Here is an 18,323-nt window from a genome sequence, read left to right on the forward strand (position 1 = left end):
ATGAAAATGCAGTGGAAAATAGGGAATGTACAGATTGATAATCCATTTGTCCTTGCACCAATGGCAGGTGTTACAGACCTGCCGTTTCGAATTCTTTGCAAGGAACAGGGCGCTGGTCTGATCTGTATGGAAATGATCAGTGCGAAAGCAATTTCTTTTCACAATAAGAATACGATCGCTCTGATGGAAATTGACCCGTGCGAGCATCCGGTATCCATGCAGCTTTTCGGTAGTGAGCCGGATCTTATGGCAGAGGTTGCGAAATCCATTGAGGACAGAGACTTTGATATTCTGGACATCAATATGGGATGTCCGGTACCGAAAGTAGTCAATAATGGTGAGGGTTCTGCATTGCTGAAGAATCCGAATCTGATCGAAGAGATTGTTCGAAAAGTGTCATCTGCTATCAGTAAGCCGTTAACTGTCAAGGTGCGTATCGGATTTGAAAATGAGCCGATAGATATTGTTGAGATTGCGAAGCGTATCGAGGATGCAGGTGCAGCAGCTCTTGCAGTGCATGGCCGTACCAGACAGCAGTACTATTCCGGCACAGCAGACTGGGATACCATCCGCAGGGTGAAAGAAGCAATCACTATTCCTGTAATTGGAAATGGGGATGTAGATTCTCCATTGAAAGCAGAAGCCTTGGTGAAACAGACCGGATGTGATGCGGTTATGGTTGGCCGCGCAGTGAGAGGAAATCCATGGTTGTTCCGTGAACTGAATCATTATTTCCAGACAGGAGAACTGCTGGAACGCCCGTCTGTAGAGGAAATCCGTGAGATGATCCTGCGCCATGCCAGAAAGCAGATTGAATTAAAAGGGGAATTCGTGGGAATCCGTGAAATGCGTAAGCATGTTGCATGGTATACCGCAGGCATGCGTCACAGCGCCGGACTTCGAAGAGAATCCAATATCATTGAAAGTTATGAAGCGCTGGAGGAGCTTTTGTCCAGATTAGGATAGGACTTCAGATGATAGAAAATGCTGAAAAATCATAGTTTGTGAGTTATTTTGTATCTGCTGAAATGAGAAATATAAACAATAGCAAAGGTGCCCGGAATGCTTGACAATCCGGGCACTTTTATGTATAATACAGGAATTGTGAATATCCTAGAATAAGTCTGCCCTTTTTCAGGTATGATGTATCAGGAAGCACATAAATCCATGTAGTGATCCGGGGTGTGCAGGACACACCAAAGACTATACCGGATGTTGAAAGGGAGTAAGGTTGTTATGGAAGAAAAGAAGAACTTACTAACTTATGCAGGACTTAAAAAATTAGAAGAAGAGCTGCATGATTTAAAGGTAGTAAAGAGAAAAGAAGTAGCAGAGAAAATTAAGGAAGCCAGAGAACAGGGCGACTTATCAGAGAATGCGGAATACGATGCAGCGAAAGACGAACAGAGAGACATTGAAGCACGTATCGAAGAAATCGAGAAGATCTTAAAGAATGCTGAAGTAGTTGTAGAGGACGAAGTAGATCTGGACAAGATCAGCGTTGGATGTAAGGTTAAAGTACATGATTTTGAATTCGAAGAAGACATCGAGCTGAAGATTGTAGGTTCCACAGAGGCGAACAGCCTTGAAGGCAAAATCTCCAACGAATCCCCTGTAGGAAAAGCACTTATCGGTGCTCACACAGGTGATGTAGTAGAGGTAGAAATGCCGGCAGGAATCATGAAATACAAAGTTCTGGAGATCCAGAGAAACGTATAAGAGACAGATGACTGAGGTGCGCGTAGAGATTTATCATGCAAAGGCATAACGCGCACCTTTCTCTGACTATATAAGCAGATAATAAGAAGTTTGTTATTTCTTATTTTTGTCTGTATATCTGATAAATTGATATTTGAAAATACAGGATTCTGTTGAATGGAATCTTCTGTTACATCTGATATCACATAGAAATGTAGAACAAATAATAATTATACAAGTATATAAGGAGGAACCAAGGTGGCACAGCAGAAGCAGGAACAGGATTTAAACCAGTTACTGAAGGTACGTCGCGATAAGCTTGCAGATCTTCAGGCTAATGGAAAAGATCCATTTCAGATCACAAAGTTTAACCAGACTCATCACTCAATGGAAGTGAAGAATCTTTATGAAGCACATGAGGCAGAACTTCTCAAAGACCGTGCAGAAGTAGATGTAACAGGTCTTGATGAAGAACAGGCAAAGGAAGCTGTTAAGAAAGATTACGAAGAGAGAAGAGAAATTATGGACGCAAGCCCGATCCACGTAGCGATCGCAGGCCGTATGATGTTCAAGAGAGTTATGGGTAAGGCTTCTTTCTGCAACATCCAGGATTTACAGGGAAATATTCAGGTATATGTAGCAAGAGACGCGATCGGAGCAGACTCTTATGCAGATTTCAAGAAATCCGATATCGGTGATATCTTCGGACTGGAAGGTTTTGCATTCAGAACAAGAACAGGTGAAATCTCTATCCATGCAGAAAGCATGACTCTTCTTTCCAAGAGCTTACAGATTCTTCCTGAGAAATTCCACGGACTGACAGATACAGATACACGTTATCGTCAGAGATATGTAGACCTTATCATGAATCAGGACAGCAAGAACGTATTTATCAAACGTTCCCAGATTCTGAAAGAAATCCGTAACTTCCTTGCAGACCGTGACTTCATGGAAGTGGAAACTCCGATGCTGGTTGCAAATGCAGGCGGTGCTGCAGCAAGACCGTTTGAAACTCATTATAATGCACTGAACGAAGATGTTAAGCTTCGTATTTCTCTTGAACTTTATCTGAAGAGACTGATCGTTGGTGGTCTTGAGAGAGTTTATGAAATCGGACGTGTATTCCGTAATGAAGGTGTAGATACCCGTCATAATCCGGAGTTTACTCTGATGGAGCTTTATCAGGCATATACAGATTATGAAGGCATGATGGAACTGACTGAGTCTATGTTCCGTTATCTGGCAGAGAAGGTTTGTGGTTCTGCGAAGATTTCCTATAATGGTATCGAGATCGACCTCAGCAAACCTTTTGAACGTCTGACCATGAACGATGCGATCAAGAAATATGCAGGAATTGACTTTGATGAAGTTGCAGATGATGAAGCAGCTAAGAAGCTTGCAGCTGAACATCATATTGAATATGAAGAACGTCATAAGAAGGGTGATATCATTAACCTGTTCTTCGAGGAATACTGTGAGAAAGAACTGATCCAGCCAACCTTTATCATGGATCATCCGATTGAGATTTCTCCGCTGACAAAGAAGAAACCTTCTGACCCGAATAAGGTAGAGCGTTTCGAGCTTTTCATCAATACATGGGAAATGTGTAACGCATATTCCGAGCTTAATGACCCGATCGATCAGAGAGAGCGTTTCAAAGCACAGGATGCTCTTGCTGACGCAGGTGATGAGGAAGCGAACCACACAGATGAAGACTTCCTGAACGCACTGGAGATTGGTATGCCACCTACAGGTGGTATCGGATACGGAATTGACCGTCTTGTTATGCTGCTTACAGACAGCCAGGCAATCCGTGACGTACTGCTGTTCCCGACAATGAAGTCACAGGGGGCAGCAAAGAACGAAGCAAACAATGCTGCACAGGAAACAAAGCCAGTTGAGAAGATTGATTTTTCCAAAGTAAAAGTTGAGCCATTATTCGAAGAAATGGTTGATTTCGATACTTTCAGCAAGTCAGATTTCAGAGCTGTAAAGGTAAAAGCATGTGAAGCAGTTAAGAAATCCAAGAAGCTGTTACAGTTCACTCTGGACGATGGAACAGGCATAGATCGTACCATTTTAAGCGGTATTCACGCTTATTATGAGCCAGAAGAACTGGTTGGAAAAACACTGATCGCTATCACTAACCTGCCGCCAAGAGCTATGATGGGAATTGATTCCTGTGGAATGTTACTTAGCGCAATCCATGAGGAAGAGGGCGAAGAAAAACTTCATCTTCTGATGGTTGATGATCACATTCCAGCAGGTGCAAAGCTCTATTAAGATGATGTAAAGATGTACCGTTTTACCAAATAGACGGGACATACTTCATTTGATAAAAAAATGAAAAACAGCGATTTACATCAAAATTACATCATTTGATGCAGAAATCGGTGCAAGTAAGAAAAAATTGCATGATTAGTACGATGAATGGGCAATTCCAATTGGAATTGCCCATTTTTGAAAAGAGGAAAAATATGAATATTACGGTATATCTTGGTGCAAACGAAGGTAATAATCCCTCTGCAATTTCTTTACTTCCGTGATACAAAATCAAAACTTTTCTCCTTCATCCTATACTTCCTCGGTGTCACTCCATACTTCTGTTTAAACGCCTTGATAAAATGGCTGCAGTCACAAAATCCTGTCTCCTGGCTGATATAAGTTAGGTCAAAATCTGTGAATTGCAATAAGTCCTCCGCTTTTTGCAGTCTTACCGTGAGAATCATCTCCTTGCAGGTCTGCCCATAGTACTCCTTGAATATTGCGGCAAAATGCGAATAACTCATATGAAATTTTTCTGCCAGCTCCGCCACCGAGAGATCTTCCTGGTAGTGCTGTGAAATGTACTCAGATACCTCTGTAAATTTTTCACTTAATACAGTTTCCTTTTTCCTTTTTTTTATCTGAAAGCCTTCCTGCTTCCAGACACGAAGAATTTCTGCCATAAGAAGACAATAATTCGAATGCATAATAATGTCATAACCAAATTGCTTTTCTTCTAACGTCTTCACTGATCCCTGAATCAGCTGCTTCATTTTTTCCTGATTAAATTTCTCTTTCGAAAAATAAACCGATAGCTTCTGCTCCACTGCTGCCATGGCGATCAGACTCGAAATCGATGGAAGTGCCGAACCGGATATATTCAGATGTGCCGGATCGAATTTCAGGACATAGTAACGGATTGGAAGCTGTCCTGTTGAATAAATTGCATGAGCCATCTGCGGATAAAATACGATCAGATCTCCCGGTTCCAATACATAATTCTCTTCTCCTGCCTCTACATACGCCTTTCCCTCCATCATGTAAAGAATCTCCACAAAATAATGCCAATGTGGAAGAATTGGAAACATCTCAGATGTCTGTGCATCAAATAAAAAGGCTTCATATGGTTTGTTTAATTTGTCTGAACATTCAAAATAAGGTTTCACAGATTATCTCCATCATAGATTTTTACAATTTTATAATAGATTCATTATATCATAGCTTTTTTCTACATGATATACTTCCAGCAGAAAACATTCAGAAACTATATAATTCGAAAGACAGGAGGTTTTTACCAAAATGAAAATTCAAAATCAACTTGGATATATTAAAGGAATTACATTTGCCCCATTTCACAAACGTGGTTCTCTTTCTACACAGACTGCACGTGATAGTTTTGATTATATGATAGAACACACGGCTGCTGATTTCGTAATCCTTGCTCCTGTAGGGCTACAGGACCACGCACACTCAGAAGAGATTTGTTACACTTCCAGTGCCACATTCTCAGATGAAGAATTAATCAATATGATACGTTATGCAAAAAGCAAGAGCATCCGTGTTGCCCTGAAACCTACCGTCAATTGTAAAAACGGTGTCTGGCGCGCTTACATCAGTTTCTTTGAAAAAGATGTTCCATGTGAACCGAAATGGGGCAACTGGTTTGCCTCTTACACAGAATTCCAGACACACTATGCCAAAATTGCAGAAGCCGAACAATGTGATCTTTTTATTGCAGGATGTGAGATGGTAATGACGGAACACCGCAGTGAAGAATGGAGAAACGTAATCGCTGCGATCCGAAACTATTACCACGGACCTGTTTCCTATAATACCGATAAATATCAGGAAGAAAATGTAACCTGGTGGGATTGTGTCGACATGATCTCCTCCAGCGGATATTATCCGATTGATCAGTGGGAACAGGAACTTGACCGTATTGAAAGGACCGTTCAGAAGTTCAAGAAACCATTTTTCTTCGCTGAAGCAGGATGCATGTCCAGAAAAGGTTCCTCACTGGTGCCTAACAACTGGGCAATTCAGGGAGCTTTACGTCTGGAGGAACAACCAGACTGGTATCGAGCTATGTTCGAGGCCTGCGCAAAACGCTCATGGGTCAATGGTTTTGCCATGTGGGAATGGGCACCGGTTCTTCCTTCCAGAAGTACTGCGGCAAGAGATACCAGCTACGAAATCTGCAACAAACCGGTACAGGAGGTTATTAAAGACTACTATGGGAGAGACAAAAGAAAATAACATACAACAAACTTCAGAACAGGATCTCTGGCAGGAAGAAGCTGCCATGATGCACATCTTCAGCCGGAACAGAAAAAATAACCTGCGCACGCTTCTTTCTCTTTTCAAGGGACACTATGGCGCGCTGGCTGGTTCCATTTTCTTTTTCATTATCAAGCATTCCCCAACCTGGGTTCTTCCAATCGTCACAGCTAATATTATCAATGCAGTGACAGACCACAACGGGAATATTACCAAAATTCTGATTCTGAATACCATCCTTATGATTGCATTTCTGGTACAGAACATACCAACCAACTACATCCATACCTGGCTCTATGCCAAAACGGTACGAACAGTAGAGAAAGAACTGCGCGAAGCCCTAGTCTGCAAGCTTCAGCAATTGTCGATCACCTATCACAAGGAAATGCAGTCCGGAAGGCTTCAGTCGAAGATCATGCGAGATGTAGAACAGATACAAAATCTTGCATCTCAGATCTTTATCTCTCTTTTGACTATCATTCTGAACATTAGTGTATCCTTCGGAGTGGTCATCTTCAAAAGTCGGATCGTATTTCTTTTCTTCCTCTGCACGATACCGGTTTCTGTTTTGATCATTGTTGGTTTTAAAGGAAAAATCAAAACCCATAACCGTGCTTTCCGTAAAGAAATGGAAGAAACTTCTGCAAAAGTAATGGAAATGGTTGAAATGATTCCTGTAACTAAAGCTCACGCTCTGGAAGATCAGGAAGCCCGTAAAATGAGTGAACAGCTTCGTAAAGTTGCTGAAAAAGGGCTTCAGCTTGATATGATTCAGACATACTTTTCTTCAATCAGCTGGGTTGCATTTCAGATCTTTCAGGTATTCTGTCTTGCATTTACAGCCTACATTGCATGGAAAGGAATCATCGGTGTCGGAGATATCACCTTATACCAGACTTATTTTTCCAGCATCGTCGCTCAGATTGCAAGTATTGTGACTTTGCTGCCAATCATTGCGAAAGGCCTGGAATCCGTTGAATCGATTGGTGATGTGCTTTGTGCAAATGATATTGAGGACATGGGGAAAATCTTTCCGGCGGACAACGGCAGCGCATCTCTATTGCCCGTGCATTTTTACGGAATCCGAAGATCCTGATTCTGGATGAGGCAACTTCTGCGCTTGACAGCATCTCTGAAAAGAAGATTCAGGATTCAATCCAGAAACTTGTGAAAGGACGTACCACACTGATCGTAGCCCACCGTCTGTCTACCATTCGCAATGCTGACCGGATTGCTGTGATTGAAAAAGGAAATGTTCTGGAATGTGGCTCTTACGAAGAATTGATAGAGAAAAAAGGCACATTTTATCGGATGGAGAAAATGTAAAAAATCAGTAGCTGGTTAGTTCAGAAACCTGTCTGCGGGATTGATCTGGAAAGAGTAGAAAGAAAATAGCTGGACAAATGCAGAGGCACAGAGAGAGTTACTGAGGAAATGGTATTTATTATTTAGGCGTCTTGACTCTTAGCCTAAATTTGAATAGAATAAGATATAATCAAAATTGAATAACGATTATGATAAAAGTTGTACTAGAACGTGTCTGAAAAAATATCCCACAAATTGTGACGCATATCTTGCAGAAAGCCTTTTTCAGACAGGATCCAGGGGGACAGGAAAAATGTCTAGAAACACCGTCCCCCAAAAAAACAGGAGGAATTATACAAATGAAAATTGCAGTAACATACGAAAACGGAAAAGTTTTCCAGCATTTCGGAAAAACAGAATCTTTTAAAATATACGAAGTAGAGGATAACCAAATTGTTTCCAGTGAAGTGATCAGCTCTAATGGCTCCGGACATGGTGCGCTGGCGGGACTTCTGGCAGAGCAGGGAATTGATGTGCTGATCTGCGGTGGTATCGGCGGTGGAGCACAGGCGGCACTGGCTGATGCGGGGATTGAATTATGTGCAGGAGCACAGGGAGATACAGACCAGGCAGTAGAAGCTTATTTGAAGGGAGAACTGGTATCTTCCGGCGTGAACTGTGACCATCACGGAGAGGGACATTCCTGTGGACATCATGAAGAAGGACATTCCTGCGGTGACAGCTGTGGAGGCGGATGCGGTTCACACAGTACCATCACAGGACGTAACGTGGGCAAAACCTGCCGCACTCATTACAGAGGAACATTTAATGATGGCACTCAGTTCGATTCCTCTTATGACCGTGGAGAACCACTGGAATTTATCTGCGGTGCCGGACAGATGATCAAAGGATTCGATGCAGCAGTAGCTGACATGGAAGTTGGCCAGGTGGTTGACATTCACCTGATGCCGGAAGAAGCATATGGTATGCCGGATCCTAATGCAATTTTTACACTGGAGATCGCACAGCTTCCGGGATCTGAAGATCTGGAAGTAGGACAGCAGGTATATCTCTCCAATCAGTATGGACAGCCTTTCCCTGTAAAAGTCACAGCGAAAGAAGAAAAAAACATCACATTTGATGCTAATCATGAGATGGCAGGAAAAGAACTGAACTTCAAGATCGAACTGGTTGAAGTGAAATAATTGAAATCAGCCATAACCGCTGAAGCAAAAACAGCACCAATCCCGTTATAATAAATGAAGGAAGTTTTATCTTCCGGCAGAAAGCATCTGTTTAACTGTGCAAGTATCGAAAAAGATGCTTAAAAAGAGAAAGAGAGTGAATAAGAATGCTTACATTATTATTTGTCATTTGTATGTTTGGTATTTTCGGAAAGCTCATCGGGCTTGCGTTTAAAATGACCTGGGGAATTGCGAAGGTGCTGTTCACACTGGTATTCCTGCCAGTTATTCTGGTCGGATTGGCAATGGGTGGCCTTTTGGTTGTTGCATTTCCGCTTCTGATCGTGGTAGGAATTGTATCGCTGGCAGTGGGATTGCTGAAGGGCTGAAAAATAGAATGGAGAAATGCTCTATGAGAAGATCAGATGAATTTCAACCGGCAGATCTGAAGGGAATTTCCATGATCCCTTTCGGACTGCTAGCAGGATTTATGGATGAAAAAGAAATCAGAATCACAGAGCTTGCAGAAGAAGGATTTCGGTTTCGACTGTCGGAGAAGGCAGTCAGACCGAAATCCTTTTACGTATGTTTCTATGATATGGAGAGATCAACTTATGAAAAAATATGTCTGCAGGATTATAAACTGATAGAAATAGCAGACGAAAACGGTAAGCCAGGACAACCAGAAAATGAAATCACAGAAAACTCCTGGGTTTCGCAGGGACAAGAAAAATGCCTGGAAACACCGTCCCCATATACAGCATGGGTTCAGTGGGAAAAGGAAAAATGCCTGGAAACACAATCCCTCATAAGAAAATTCCAAGAACAATACAGCAGATATATCCGCCTGAAACTGGAAGATGACGATGAAGAACTCGCCAGGGTATTAACGGGATACCCGGAAAAAAAGCCAGTTAATTATTATGATCAGGAAGAGAAACAGAATTACAGCCCGGAAACAGCAATTGAAATTGACCGGCCGGAATTATACAGAGAGTATCTGCAGAAAGATATAAGCCATCTGGTGAGACAATGTTACGAATGGAAATGGATAGCGAAAAGTGTGTCAGAATCAAAATCTAATTTCAGACCAGATCGTATTTACATTGGAAATCAGTTCTGTCACCTGTTATTCCCGAATGAAAAAGAACTATTTATGATGCTGGAGAAAGCACATAAGGAATCTCTTGGAATTACAATTGCGTTCTCTTATGTCCGGGAGTTTATGTTAAATCCCGTGGAAGAGCTGGTAAATCGTCTTGCGCAATGGTGCAGAGAAAAAGATACCTGCATAGAAATCGTTATAAATGACTGGGCGATGGCAGATATTATAGCAAAACAAAATGTAGAATCAGCAAGACCATATCTCATTCCCTGTTTGGGAATTTTGTTAAATAAGCGAAAAAAGGATCCAAGATTCCCCTATAAAAAAGGTGATAAAAGCCTGTACAGTCAGAACAATCTAAATGCAGATTTCTATCGCGAATATCTGCAGAGCGAGTTTGGAATTCAGCGCTATGAATGGGAATCCTGCGGCTATGAGCAGGAATTTCCACAGGGAAAAAACAGTCTGCATCTTCCCTACTATCAGACCAATACTTCCCAGTATTGCCCACTCCACGCAATCTGTACAACAGGAAACCGAGGTATGCAGCGTCTGGTGAAAGAATGTCCATATTATTGCAGTACCTATACTCTGACATATCCAAAACATCTGAACATGACCGGACGCTTTAATTCTTTATTTGGCATAGATAAAGAATTACTGGAACATCCGGAAAAAATAGCAGGTTACATAAACGCAGGAATAAATCGATTAGTTATCAGCTGGAGGTGAAGCAAATGAAAATCACAGCAGGCTTAGGATCAATAGATGAATACATCAGATTCGCAGAAGCTGGTGCAGACGAATTTTTCAGCGGTTATGTACCATATTCCTGGGCGGAGAAATACGGCACAGTGATGCCGTTAAATCGACGGGAAGTATTCTGCTACAATGTACAGCTTGGCGCCTACAGTGAACTGGAAATACTTTCCACAATGATAAAGAAATATGGAAAACCTGTCCATCTGACATTTAATTCTCTCTATTACATTCCACAGCAGTATCCGGAGATAGTGGAAATCATTCAACGCTGCATGAAACTGGGCTTCCACAGCTATATCATAGCAGATCCGGCGCTGATCTTATATCTGCGAAATCAGGGAATTGACTGCGATATCCACCTAAGTGGAGAAAACGGAGAAGTAAACAGCCGTATGATTGATGTTTTGCAGTGCCAGAAACTCAAACGTATTATATTCCACCGGAAGAATACTTTCGAAGATATGCAGGCAGTTATCCATGCAGAACAACTGGCAGGCGGTGAACGAGCGCAGACAGAATTTGAAGCATTTGTCCTCAACGAAATGTGCCAGTTTAGCGGTGCATTTTGCAATTCTCTTCATTGTGATGAAATGGGATATCTTTGCAGAGTACCATATCATCTGGAAAAGATAGCAAAAAAAGACAGACTGTGTATGTACGCCAGTGATTACAGTAGTGGCGACTTTGATAAGATAAATGAGTGTAAATCAGGTGATGGCGAGAGGCATAGCAGGCAGATTTCAGAAGTTTCAGACGAGGAGTCTGTAGAAGTGGAAGATGAAACCTGGCTTAATAGATACGACGACACAGGCTATCTATGCGGTGAAACCGGGTGTGGCCTATGTGCTCTTTACCAGTTGCAGAAAGCCGGCATCACCCATCTGAAGCTGGTAGGCAGAGGCAATTACGTAGATTTTATGGAACAAGACATCCGCAATCTCCGCCGGGCACTGGACATTCTGGACAAGAGCCTTGCGAATCTCCAGCAGGATCAGGATAATGAGAAAATATTTCAGCAGCAAATGAAGCAGACGATTTTTCCAAATGGATGCAGTGAAAATTGCTACTACAGATAACCTGTACCAATATCAGAAATACAATATTTTCAAGGAAAATCACTGTTAAAACGGTTAACAAAATCCTAATTCATCAAGAAAGAATTCTGTCCAAAAACTTCGATATAAACAGTTAGAAAACTTAACTTAAATTTCCCTGTTTTGTTGCTGATTGACTTAAATTATGGTATGATGGAACTATATTAAGCTAATATATACAAAAAAATCTAAAAAAACAGGGCAGGAGTGGTCAAAATGTATCAAGAAGAATACGAACGCTGGTTAGCAGCAGATCTGCAGGACGCAGACCTCAATCCGGAATTATCCAAGATCGAAGGAAACGATGAAGAAATTAAAGATCGTTTCGCAGTAGCACTGAAGTTCGGAACAGCAGGACTTCGTGGAGTACTTGGTGCCGGAACAAACCGTATGAATATTTATGTAGTACGTCAGGCAACACAGGGACTGGCAAACTGGGTGAAAACACAGGGCGGAAACCAGACAGTAGCCATCAGCTATGACAGCCGTCTTAAGAGTGACGTATTTGCCAAAACTGCAGCAGGTGTACTGGCAGCAAATGATATCAATGTCAGAATTTACGATGCACTGATGCCTGTACCGGCACTTTCTTTTGCAACACGTTACTATGAATGCAATGCAGGTATCATGGTAACAGCATCTCACAATCCGGCTAAGTATAACGGATACAAAGCATATGGTCCTGACGGATGCCAGATGACAGACGATGCAGCAGCAATCGTATATGATGAAATTCAGAAAACAGATGTGCTCACAGGTGCGAAATATATGTCTTTCGCAGAAGGTGTAGAAGAGGGAAAAATCCGCTTCGTAGGTGATGACTGCAAACAGGCACTTTATGAAGCAATCGAATCCCGCCAGGTTCGTCCAGGCTTATGCAAAACAGCTGGACTGAAACTGGTTTACAGCCCATTAAACGGCTCCGGACTTGTACCTGTAACTCAGGTATTAAAAGACATCGGAATCAAAGATATTACAATCGTTCCGGAACAGGAATATCCGAACGGATACTTCACAACCTGCAGCTATCCGAACCCGGAAATCTTTGCAGCTCTTGAATTAGGATTAAATCTTGCAAAAGAAACAGGTGCAGACTTAATGCTTGCAACTGACCCGGATGCAGATCGTGTTGGTATCGCAATGAAATGCCCGGATGGTTCCTATGAACTGGTAACAGGTAATGAAGTAGGAGTTCTTCTCCTTGACTACATATGTGCAGGCCGTATCGAAAAAGGCACAATGCCAAAGAACCCGGTAGCAGTTAAATCTATCGTTTCCACACCACTTGCAGATGCAGTAGCAGAGCATTATGGCGTAGAACTCAGAAGCGTACTTACAGGATTCAAGTGGATCGGCGATCAGATCGCACAGCTTGAAGCAGCAGGTGAAGTAGACCGTTTCATCTTCGGATTCGAAGAGAGCTACGGATACCTTGCAGGCCCATATGTACGTGATAAAGATGCTGTTATCGGATCCATGCTGATCTGCGAAATGGCTGCATACTACAGAAGCATCGGAAGCTCTCTGAAACAGAGACTGGAAGAGATCTATGCACAGTACGGACGTTACCTCAACAAAGTAGACAGCTTCGAATTCCCGGGATTAAGCGGAATGGACAAGATGTCAGCTCTGATGCAGGGACTTCGTGACAAACCTCTCACAGAGATTGCAGGTCATCAGATCGTCAAAGTAACAGATTACAAGAAACCAGAAGAAACAGGACTTCCGGCAGCAAACGTACTGATCTACAAACTGGACAACGGTGAGACAGTAGTCGTTCGTCCATCTGGTACAGAACCTAAGATCAAAATCTATTACACAACTCTCGGCAAGAACCTCGAAGAGGCAGAAGCTGAGAAAGAGAAACTTGCAGAAGCTCTGAAACCAATTATGGGCTAAGTGACTATGGAAGAATATGAAGTAATCAGTATCCCGGTATCTGACGGTACAGAACGAGATTTCGCGATCATGGATACGTTTGAATTCGAGGGACAGGGATACCTGGCAGTTTCTCTGATCGAGGGAGATGAGATTCAGGAAGGTGTATACATCTACCGTTATCATAATGCGGAAGATGGAGATGTTGTGGTAGAGCAGATTACTTTACCGTCAGAATACAAAAAGGTTACGAAATTTTACGAGCAGATGTAAGTGAAAAGAAAATAAGAAGAGATCCCAGATTCAGCGGATGAATTGTGCTGAGCCTGGGATCTCTTTTTAAGTTTTACAGATTGGTTTTATTTCACAGTGACTGATTTTACAGATGACCATGTGGAATAATATTTCTTGCCGCTGACAGTCTTATAAGTTCTGATGCGGACATAATATTTTTTCTTTGAGGTCAGGTTCTTGAGTACTGCGGATTTGGCAGAGCTTTTCGCTGTGATGTGTTTGGCATTTTTCATATCACTGCGCCGGCTGTAGTAGATCTGGTATCTGCTGATGGATTTCCTTGCTGTCCAGGAAACTGTGGCCTGTTTTTTGGCAGTTGATTTCAGGGACAGTTTGGAAGTGGTGAGAGGACGAACTGTTACGGAGATTTTTTTGGATGCTTTCTCGTAATCCTGTCCTCTGGCAGCTGTGATAGTGAGTGTAACTTTACCAGGAGCTACAGGGATAATCTTAGTTCCGGAAACCTTGACGATTTTGGAATTGGAAGATTTCAGGGTGATTTTACCATCTGTTTCTGCTGTAAAGATGCTGGTCTTCTTGGTACTCTGATTCAGAGTCACACTTTTGGCAGTGATCACGGCAGGGATTCGGGCATTGGTGATGGTAAAGGTTCTGGTCATGGAGCCGGTGTAATTGCCCTGGCCTGTGATGTTTACAGTGGCAGTACCGACATCGATGTTATCGCTGTAGGAAACAGTGAAATCAGTATCTGGTACAAGCATTTTGTCTCTGGATTTCACAGTAACTGAAGGTTTCTGCTCTGTGCCGTTGTATCTGAAAATATCGGCAGAAAGAGAGGCAGTCAGCTGGCTGATATCAGCAGGGGTGATGGTGAATTCCTTTGTGATAGTGCCGGAGTAGTTGCCTTTACCTTTGATGGTTGCTTTGGCAGTACCTGCATTTGTGTTGTTACTGTAAGAAACAGTGAAATCCGTGCCGGAAACCAATACCTTATCGCCAGATTTCACAGTAGCACCTGGTTTCTGTGCGGAACCGGTATAAGTAACTGTATCTGCAGAAAGCTCAGCGGAAAATCCGGAAAAATCAGCCGGAGTGATCGTAAACTGTTTCCTGATAGAACCGGAATAGTTACCTTTACCTGTAATAGTGACAGTGGCAGTGCCTGCGTTTACATTGCTGCTGTAAGAAACTGTAAAGTCGGTATCTGCAGTTAACTGTGCATTATCGGATTTCACAGTGACTACAGGTTTCTTTTCTGCGCCATCGTAGATAAAGGAATCAGCAGAAAGAGAAGCTGTGAATTTGCTGAGGTCAGCCTGAGTGATCTTAAAAGATTTCGTAATGGTACCGGAATAGTTGCCTTTGCCTGTAATAACGGCTTTGGCAGTGCCGACATTAATGTTGTCAGTGTAGGAAACGGTGAAGTCAGTACCGGAAGTCAGCTGTTTACTGCCGGATTTCACAGTAACCTCAGGTTTCTTTTCTGTGCCGTCATAGCTGAATGTGCCTGCTGCTAGTGAAGCAGTCAGTTTGCTGAAATCCGCCGGAGTAATGATGAATTCTTTTGTAATAGAACCGGAGTAATTGCCCTTACCTGTAATGACTGCGGAAGCTGTGCCTACGTTTACATTGTTACTGTAGGAAACAGTGAAGTCCGTGCCGGAAGTGAGCGCTTTGTTTCCGGATCTGACTGTTGCGGACGGTTCCTTTTTAGAACCATCGTATCCAAATGTGCTTGCTGAGAGGGAAGCGGTAAAATTTGCGATGTCAGCCGGAACAATCCTGAAGCTTTTTGATGTAGAACCGGTGTAGTTATTTCTGCCTGATATTGTTACCGTAGCAGTACCTACAGCACGGTTATTGCTGTAGGAAACCGTGTAATCTGAACTGGCAGTTAAGGTGTTATTACCGGATTTTACAGTAACTTCAGGTCTTTTGTCGGAACCGTCATACGGGAAAGAATCTGCAGATAATATAATGCTGCAGTTACTGATGTCCTGTTTCCGAATTGTGAAATACTGGGTTAATGTACCTTTGTAATTGCCCTGGCCGGTGATGCATGCCCGTGCGTAATTAGTAACTTTGATATTGTTAGTATAAGCGACGGTATAATCAGTATCTGGTGTCAGTTTCTTACCATTATGTGTGACACTTACGGCTGGTTTTTGTTCAGAACCGTTGTAGTAAGCGGATTCAACGGAGATACTGGTATCAGTTGCTGTTAGTGTTTGAGGATTAATACGGTAAGTGGTGCTTACAGAACCTGTATATTTACCAATACCTGTGGCTGTTACTGTAACAGTACCTGCATTTACGAGATCTCCTTCGTAAGAAAGTTTAAAATCTGTTCCTTCTGTTGCTGCAGCACCGTTTATTGTTAAGGTTGCAGATGGTTTATGTTCAGTTCCATCGTAATTATAGGTACTTCTTTTAAGAGAAAGACGGGAATGGCTGCTGTCGATCATATTGACATAAAAATCGGTTTTCAGGACATAATCGTCGCTGTATTTGGATTTAATGCTGATAGTGGCTTTGCCGGCTTTTTTGGCAGTGATCGTAGCCATATCAATTGTATTCATTTTTATAGACAGAACACTTTCATCTGAATTGCTGATCACACATTCTGATAATTCAGGATAAGATGAATTGGCAGAATTGAACTTAGGAGTCCACCAGAGATCGGCAGACTGTCCAATATCCATATAATTAGATCTGCCCATATAGATATAGTTATAACTGTCAGGTTCTTTCTTCTTCCACAGATTGATAGAGGTAGGAACGGAAACGGTATCCTGATAGCCGCAGGCTGTACAGGAACGTTTCATTAATCCATTAACTGGGGTTCCATTGGCAAACTTGTGACCATTTGTAATCCTTGAAGCATGATTCTCTGAAAGGTTGGACAGGTTGATGCTGTAAAAGGTATTTACCTCATTTTTCCAGGTATACCAGATCAGTTTTCCATTTACAATGACTGGAACACAATCAGACAGATTTCCTACCATCTGGTAAATAGAACTGGTTTGCTGTCCGTTTCCGTCCAGAGCAGTATAGTAAACATGTCCCTGGCTGGACCACATAATGATGAAACTGTTGCTGCCTGTTTTGATCAGATGGGGAGCAGAGGCTGTATCTTCAGTTCCTGCATAGTTGGAAAGATAACGGATCACTGGTGTATCACCGGATTTTGGGGCAGAAAGGATGAAAACATTTCTGGTGGTTCTGGTATTGTCAATATCACAACTTCCTGCAACCAGATAAGAAGAATCTGAATATTCAAATCCGCCTACTGTAGCAGCCGTATAAGTACCGCCGCCTAATGTAAAATCCATTATTACAGAGGTAGAGAAATTCTTGGTAAAACGTCCGGTGCTGCTGTCAATGGTACTTTTGACAAGATTGATTCCTCGTGGATAGGTATCACCCTGATCTACTCCCAGGAAGGTTCCATTATCCATTTTCAGAAATTGTGTAAAAGTATGACTTACGTAACCGGAAGGGGTATATTCCACTTTATAATACTGATCCATAATACTCATATCGGAAGTATTTACAGAGAAAGTTACATTTGCCTGATGTCCATTATACATAACATGACAGGTTCTGACATAGAGGTAGTTTCCGGATACCATCATTCTGGCTGTTCCGAATGCAAATGGCTGGGCAGTATTGGCACCAAAAAGGCTGCAGGAGCCCTGGGCTTTCCAGTCTTTGGAATATTTTGTCACACGGTAGGTTTCCACAGAATCATTATGATCCGGGTTGTTTTGACCAGTGAGAATATAGTAATTGTCATTGCTTTCATAGAATGCGCCGAAAATTGGCAGGGACAGATCCAGTGTCATTGCTCTTTTGAAGTTATAGGATGTGTCGTAATATTCGATCAGAAGCTTACCATCCAGGGCACCGGCCTGTACACGCATAAGGTTGCCGTCAGGGCTTGTGGTGAGATAGGAATCGATGGTTGTAGCCCAGGCTTCATAGTCCTGAGATTCCAGATTGCTTCCCTTGTAAGTATCGCAGATTGTTTTTAGAGAAGGATCATTTTCAATGTCTGCTTCTACAATAGAATAATTAAAATGAGTAGAGATGGAATTCTCCAGACCGCCGGCAACCGGCGCTTCTTCTGTTTCCACCTCATCAGAAGAGAATTCACTGTTCGTTTCTTCATCAGTGAAAATCTCGTCTTCAGAATCAAAAGCTGCTGTGTCGTCTGTGGCATCATCTGCCGAGAAATCGTCTGTGGCTGTCGGATCTGCGACAGCTGAATTGGTGTCTGTCTGAGCCTGCGTGCTGTCTTCTGTAAAGTCAGAGCCGTCTGAAAAATCAGTGGCACTGACTGGAGATGTTCCTAGCAGGCAGATAGAAAGCAGGACAGATAGAGATTTTAAAGTTCTGTTTTTCATGTTACTCCTCCTTAAAAAAGTGTGTGAATATTATGGGTATATTTTACAATAAATGGAACAAAAAGTGTAGATTTCCGGGGCAAAAAAATACTTT

At 42.3% G+C, this 18,323-nt stretch carries 13 protein-coding genes and 1 pseudogene; 12 read left to right on the forward strand and 2 right to left on the reverse strand.

Features of this window, described 5'->3' with window-relative positions:
- Positions 1 to 6: 6 nt before the first annotated feature.
- From dusB to lysS, 3 genes are all read left to right on the forward strand, one after another.
- Positions 7 to 966, forward strand: coding sequence for a tRNA dihydrouridine synthase DusB (dusB, locus tag R8695_RS00590; protein ID WP_118512265.1), 960 nt, complete (start codon positions 7 to 9; stop codon positions 964 to 966).
- Positions 967 to 1,236: 270 nt separating this feature from the next.
- Positions 1,237 to 1,719 carry a transcription elongation factor GreA gene (greA, locus tag R8695_RS00595; protein WP_008707789.1) on the forward strand — a complete coding sequence of 161 codons (483 nt, stop codon included), beginning with the start codon at positions 1,237 to 1,239 and terminating at the stop codon, positions 1,717 to 1,719.
- Between the two features lie 237 nt (positions 1,720 to 1,956).
- Entirely contained in the window at positions 1,957 to 3,981 is a 2,025-nt protein-coding gene (lysS, locus tag R8695_RS00600; protein ID WP_167829778.1) for a lysine--tRNA ligase, read from the forward strand.
- A 251-nt stretch (positions 3,982 to 4,232) separates the two neighbouring features.
- On the opposite strand, the gene R8695_RS00605 is transcribed toward lysS, so the two are convergent.
- The gene (locus R8695_RS00605) at positions 4,233 to 5,129 is read right to left on the reverse strand and encodes an AraC family transcriptional regulator (protein WP_167829777.1); all 897 of its coding nucleotides are present in this window, start codon (positions 5,127 to 5,129) and stop codon (positions 4,233 to 4,235) included.
- Between the two features lie 133 nt (positions 5,130 to 5,262).
- On the opposite strand from R8695_RS00605, the gene R8695_RS00610 reads away from it, so the two are divergent.
- The 9 genes and pseudogenes from R8695_RS00610 to R8695_RS00645 all read left to right on the forward strand — a co-directional run bounded on the left by R8695_RS00610 (position 5,263) and on the right by R8695_RS00645 (position 13,841).
- The gene (locus R8695_RS00610; protein WP_154780772.1) at positions 5,263 to 6,219 is read left to right on the forward strand and encodes a glycoside hydrolase family 113; all 957 of its coding nucleotides are present in this window, start codon (positions 5,263 to 5,265) and stop codon (positions 6,217 to 6,219) included.
- Positions 6,197 to 7,566 (forward strand): annotated as a pseudogene (locus R8695_RS00615) (ABC transporter ATP-binding protein). Before R8695_RS00610 ends, R8695_RS00615 begins: the two are co-directional and overlap by 23 nt.
- A gap of 175 nt (positions 7,567 to 7,741) precedes the next feature.
- Positions 7,742 to 7,972 (forward strand): DUF6783 domain-containing protein, encoded by a 231-nt coding sequence (locus R8695_RS17815; RefSeq protein ID WP_416385743.1) that lies wholly within the window; start codon positions 7,742 to 7,744, stop codon positions 7,970 to 7,972.
- A complete protein-coding gene (locus R8695_RS00620; RefSeq protein ID WP_118511779.1) occupies positions 7,905 to 8,750 on the forward strand; it encodes a NifB/NifX family molybdenum-iron cluster-binding protein in 846 nt (281 codons plus the stop codon). The genes R8695_RS17815 and R8695_RS00620 overlap by 68 nt, the downstream gene beginning before the upstream one ends.
- A gap of 146 nt (positions 8,751 to 8,896) precedes the next feature.
- Positions 8,897 to 9,118, forward strand: coding sequence for a hypothetical protein (locus R8695_RS00625; protein WP_118511781.1), 222 nt, complete (start codon positions 8,897 to 8,899; stop codon positions 9,116 to 9,118).
- A gap of 23 nt (positions 9,119 to 9,141) precedes the next feature.
- Positions 9,142 to 10,566, forward strand: a complete 1,425-nt coding sequence (locus tag R8695_RS00630) for a hypothetical protein (protein WP_154780771.1) — start codon at positions 9,142 to 9,144, stop codon at positions 10,564 to 10,566.
- Between the two features lie 5 nt (positions 10,567 to 10,571).
- Entirely contained in the window at positions 10,572 to 11,672 is a 1,101-nt protein-coding gene (locus R8695_RS00635; RefSeq protein WP_154780770.1) for a U32 family peptidase, read from the forward strand.
- A 234-nt stretch (positions 11,673 to 11,906) separates the two neighbouring features.
- Positions 11,907 to 13,589 carry a phospho-sugar mutase gene (locus R8695_RS00640; protein ID WP_154780769.1) on the forward strand — a complete coding sequence of 561 codons (1,683 nt, stop codon included), beginning with the start codon at positions 11,907 to 11,909 and terminating at the stop codon, positions 13,587 to 13,589.
- Positions 13,590 to 13,595: 6 nt separating this feature from the next.
- Complete coding sequence (locus tag R8695_RS00645) at positions 13,596 to 13,841, forward strand: DUF1292 domain-containing protein (RefSeq protein ID WP_118511789.1); 246 nt, start codon at positions 13,596 to 13,598, stop codon at positions 13,839 to 13,841.
- An 86-nt stretch (positions 13,842 to 13,927) separates the two neighbouring features.
- On the opposite strand, the gene R8695_RS00650 is transcribed toward R8695_RS00645, so the two are convergent.
- Positions 13,928 to 18,229 carry a fibronectin type III domain-containing protein gene (locus tag R8695_RS00650; RefSeq protein WP_154780768.1) on the reverse strand — a complete coding sequence of 1,434 codons (4,302 nt, stop codon included), beginning with the start codon at positions 18,227 to 18,229 and terminating at the stop codon, positions 13,928 to 13,930.
- Positions 18,230 to 18,323 lie beyond the last annotated feature (94 nt).

Source organism: Blautia luti, assembly GCF_033096465.1.
Lineage (GTDB): Bacteria > Bacillota > Clostridia > Lachnospirales > Lachnospiraceae > Blautia_A > Blautia_A luti.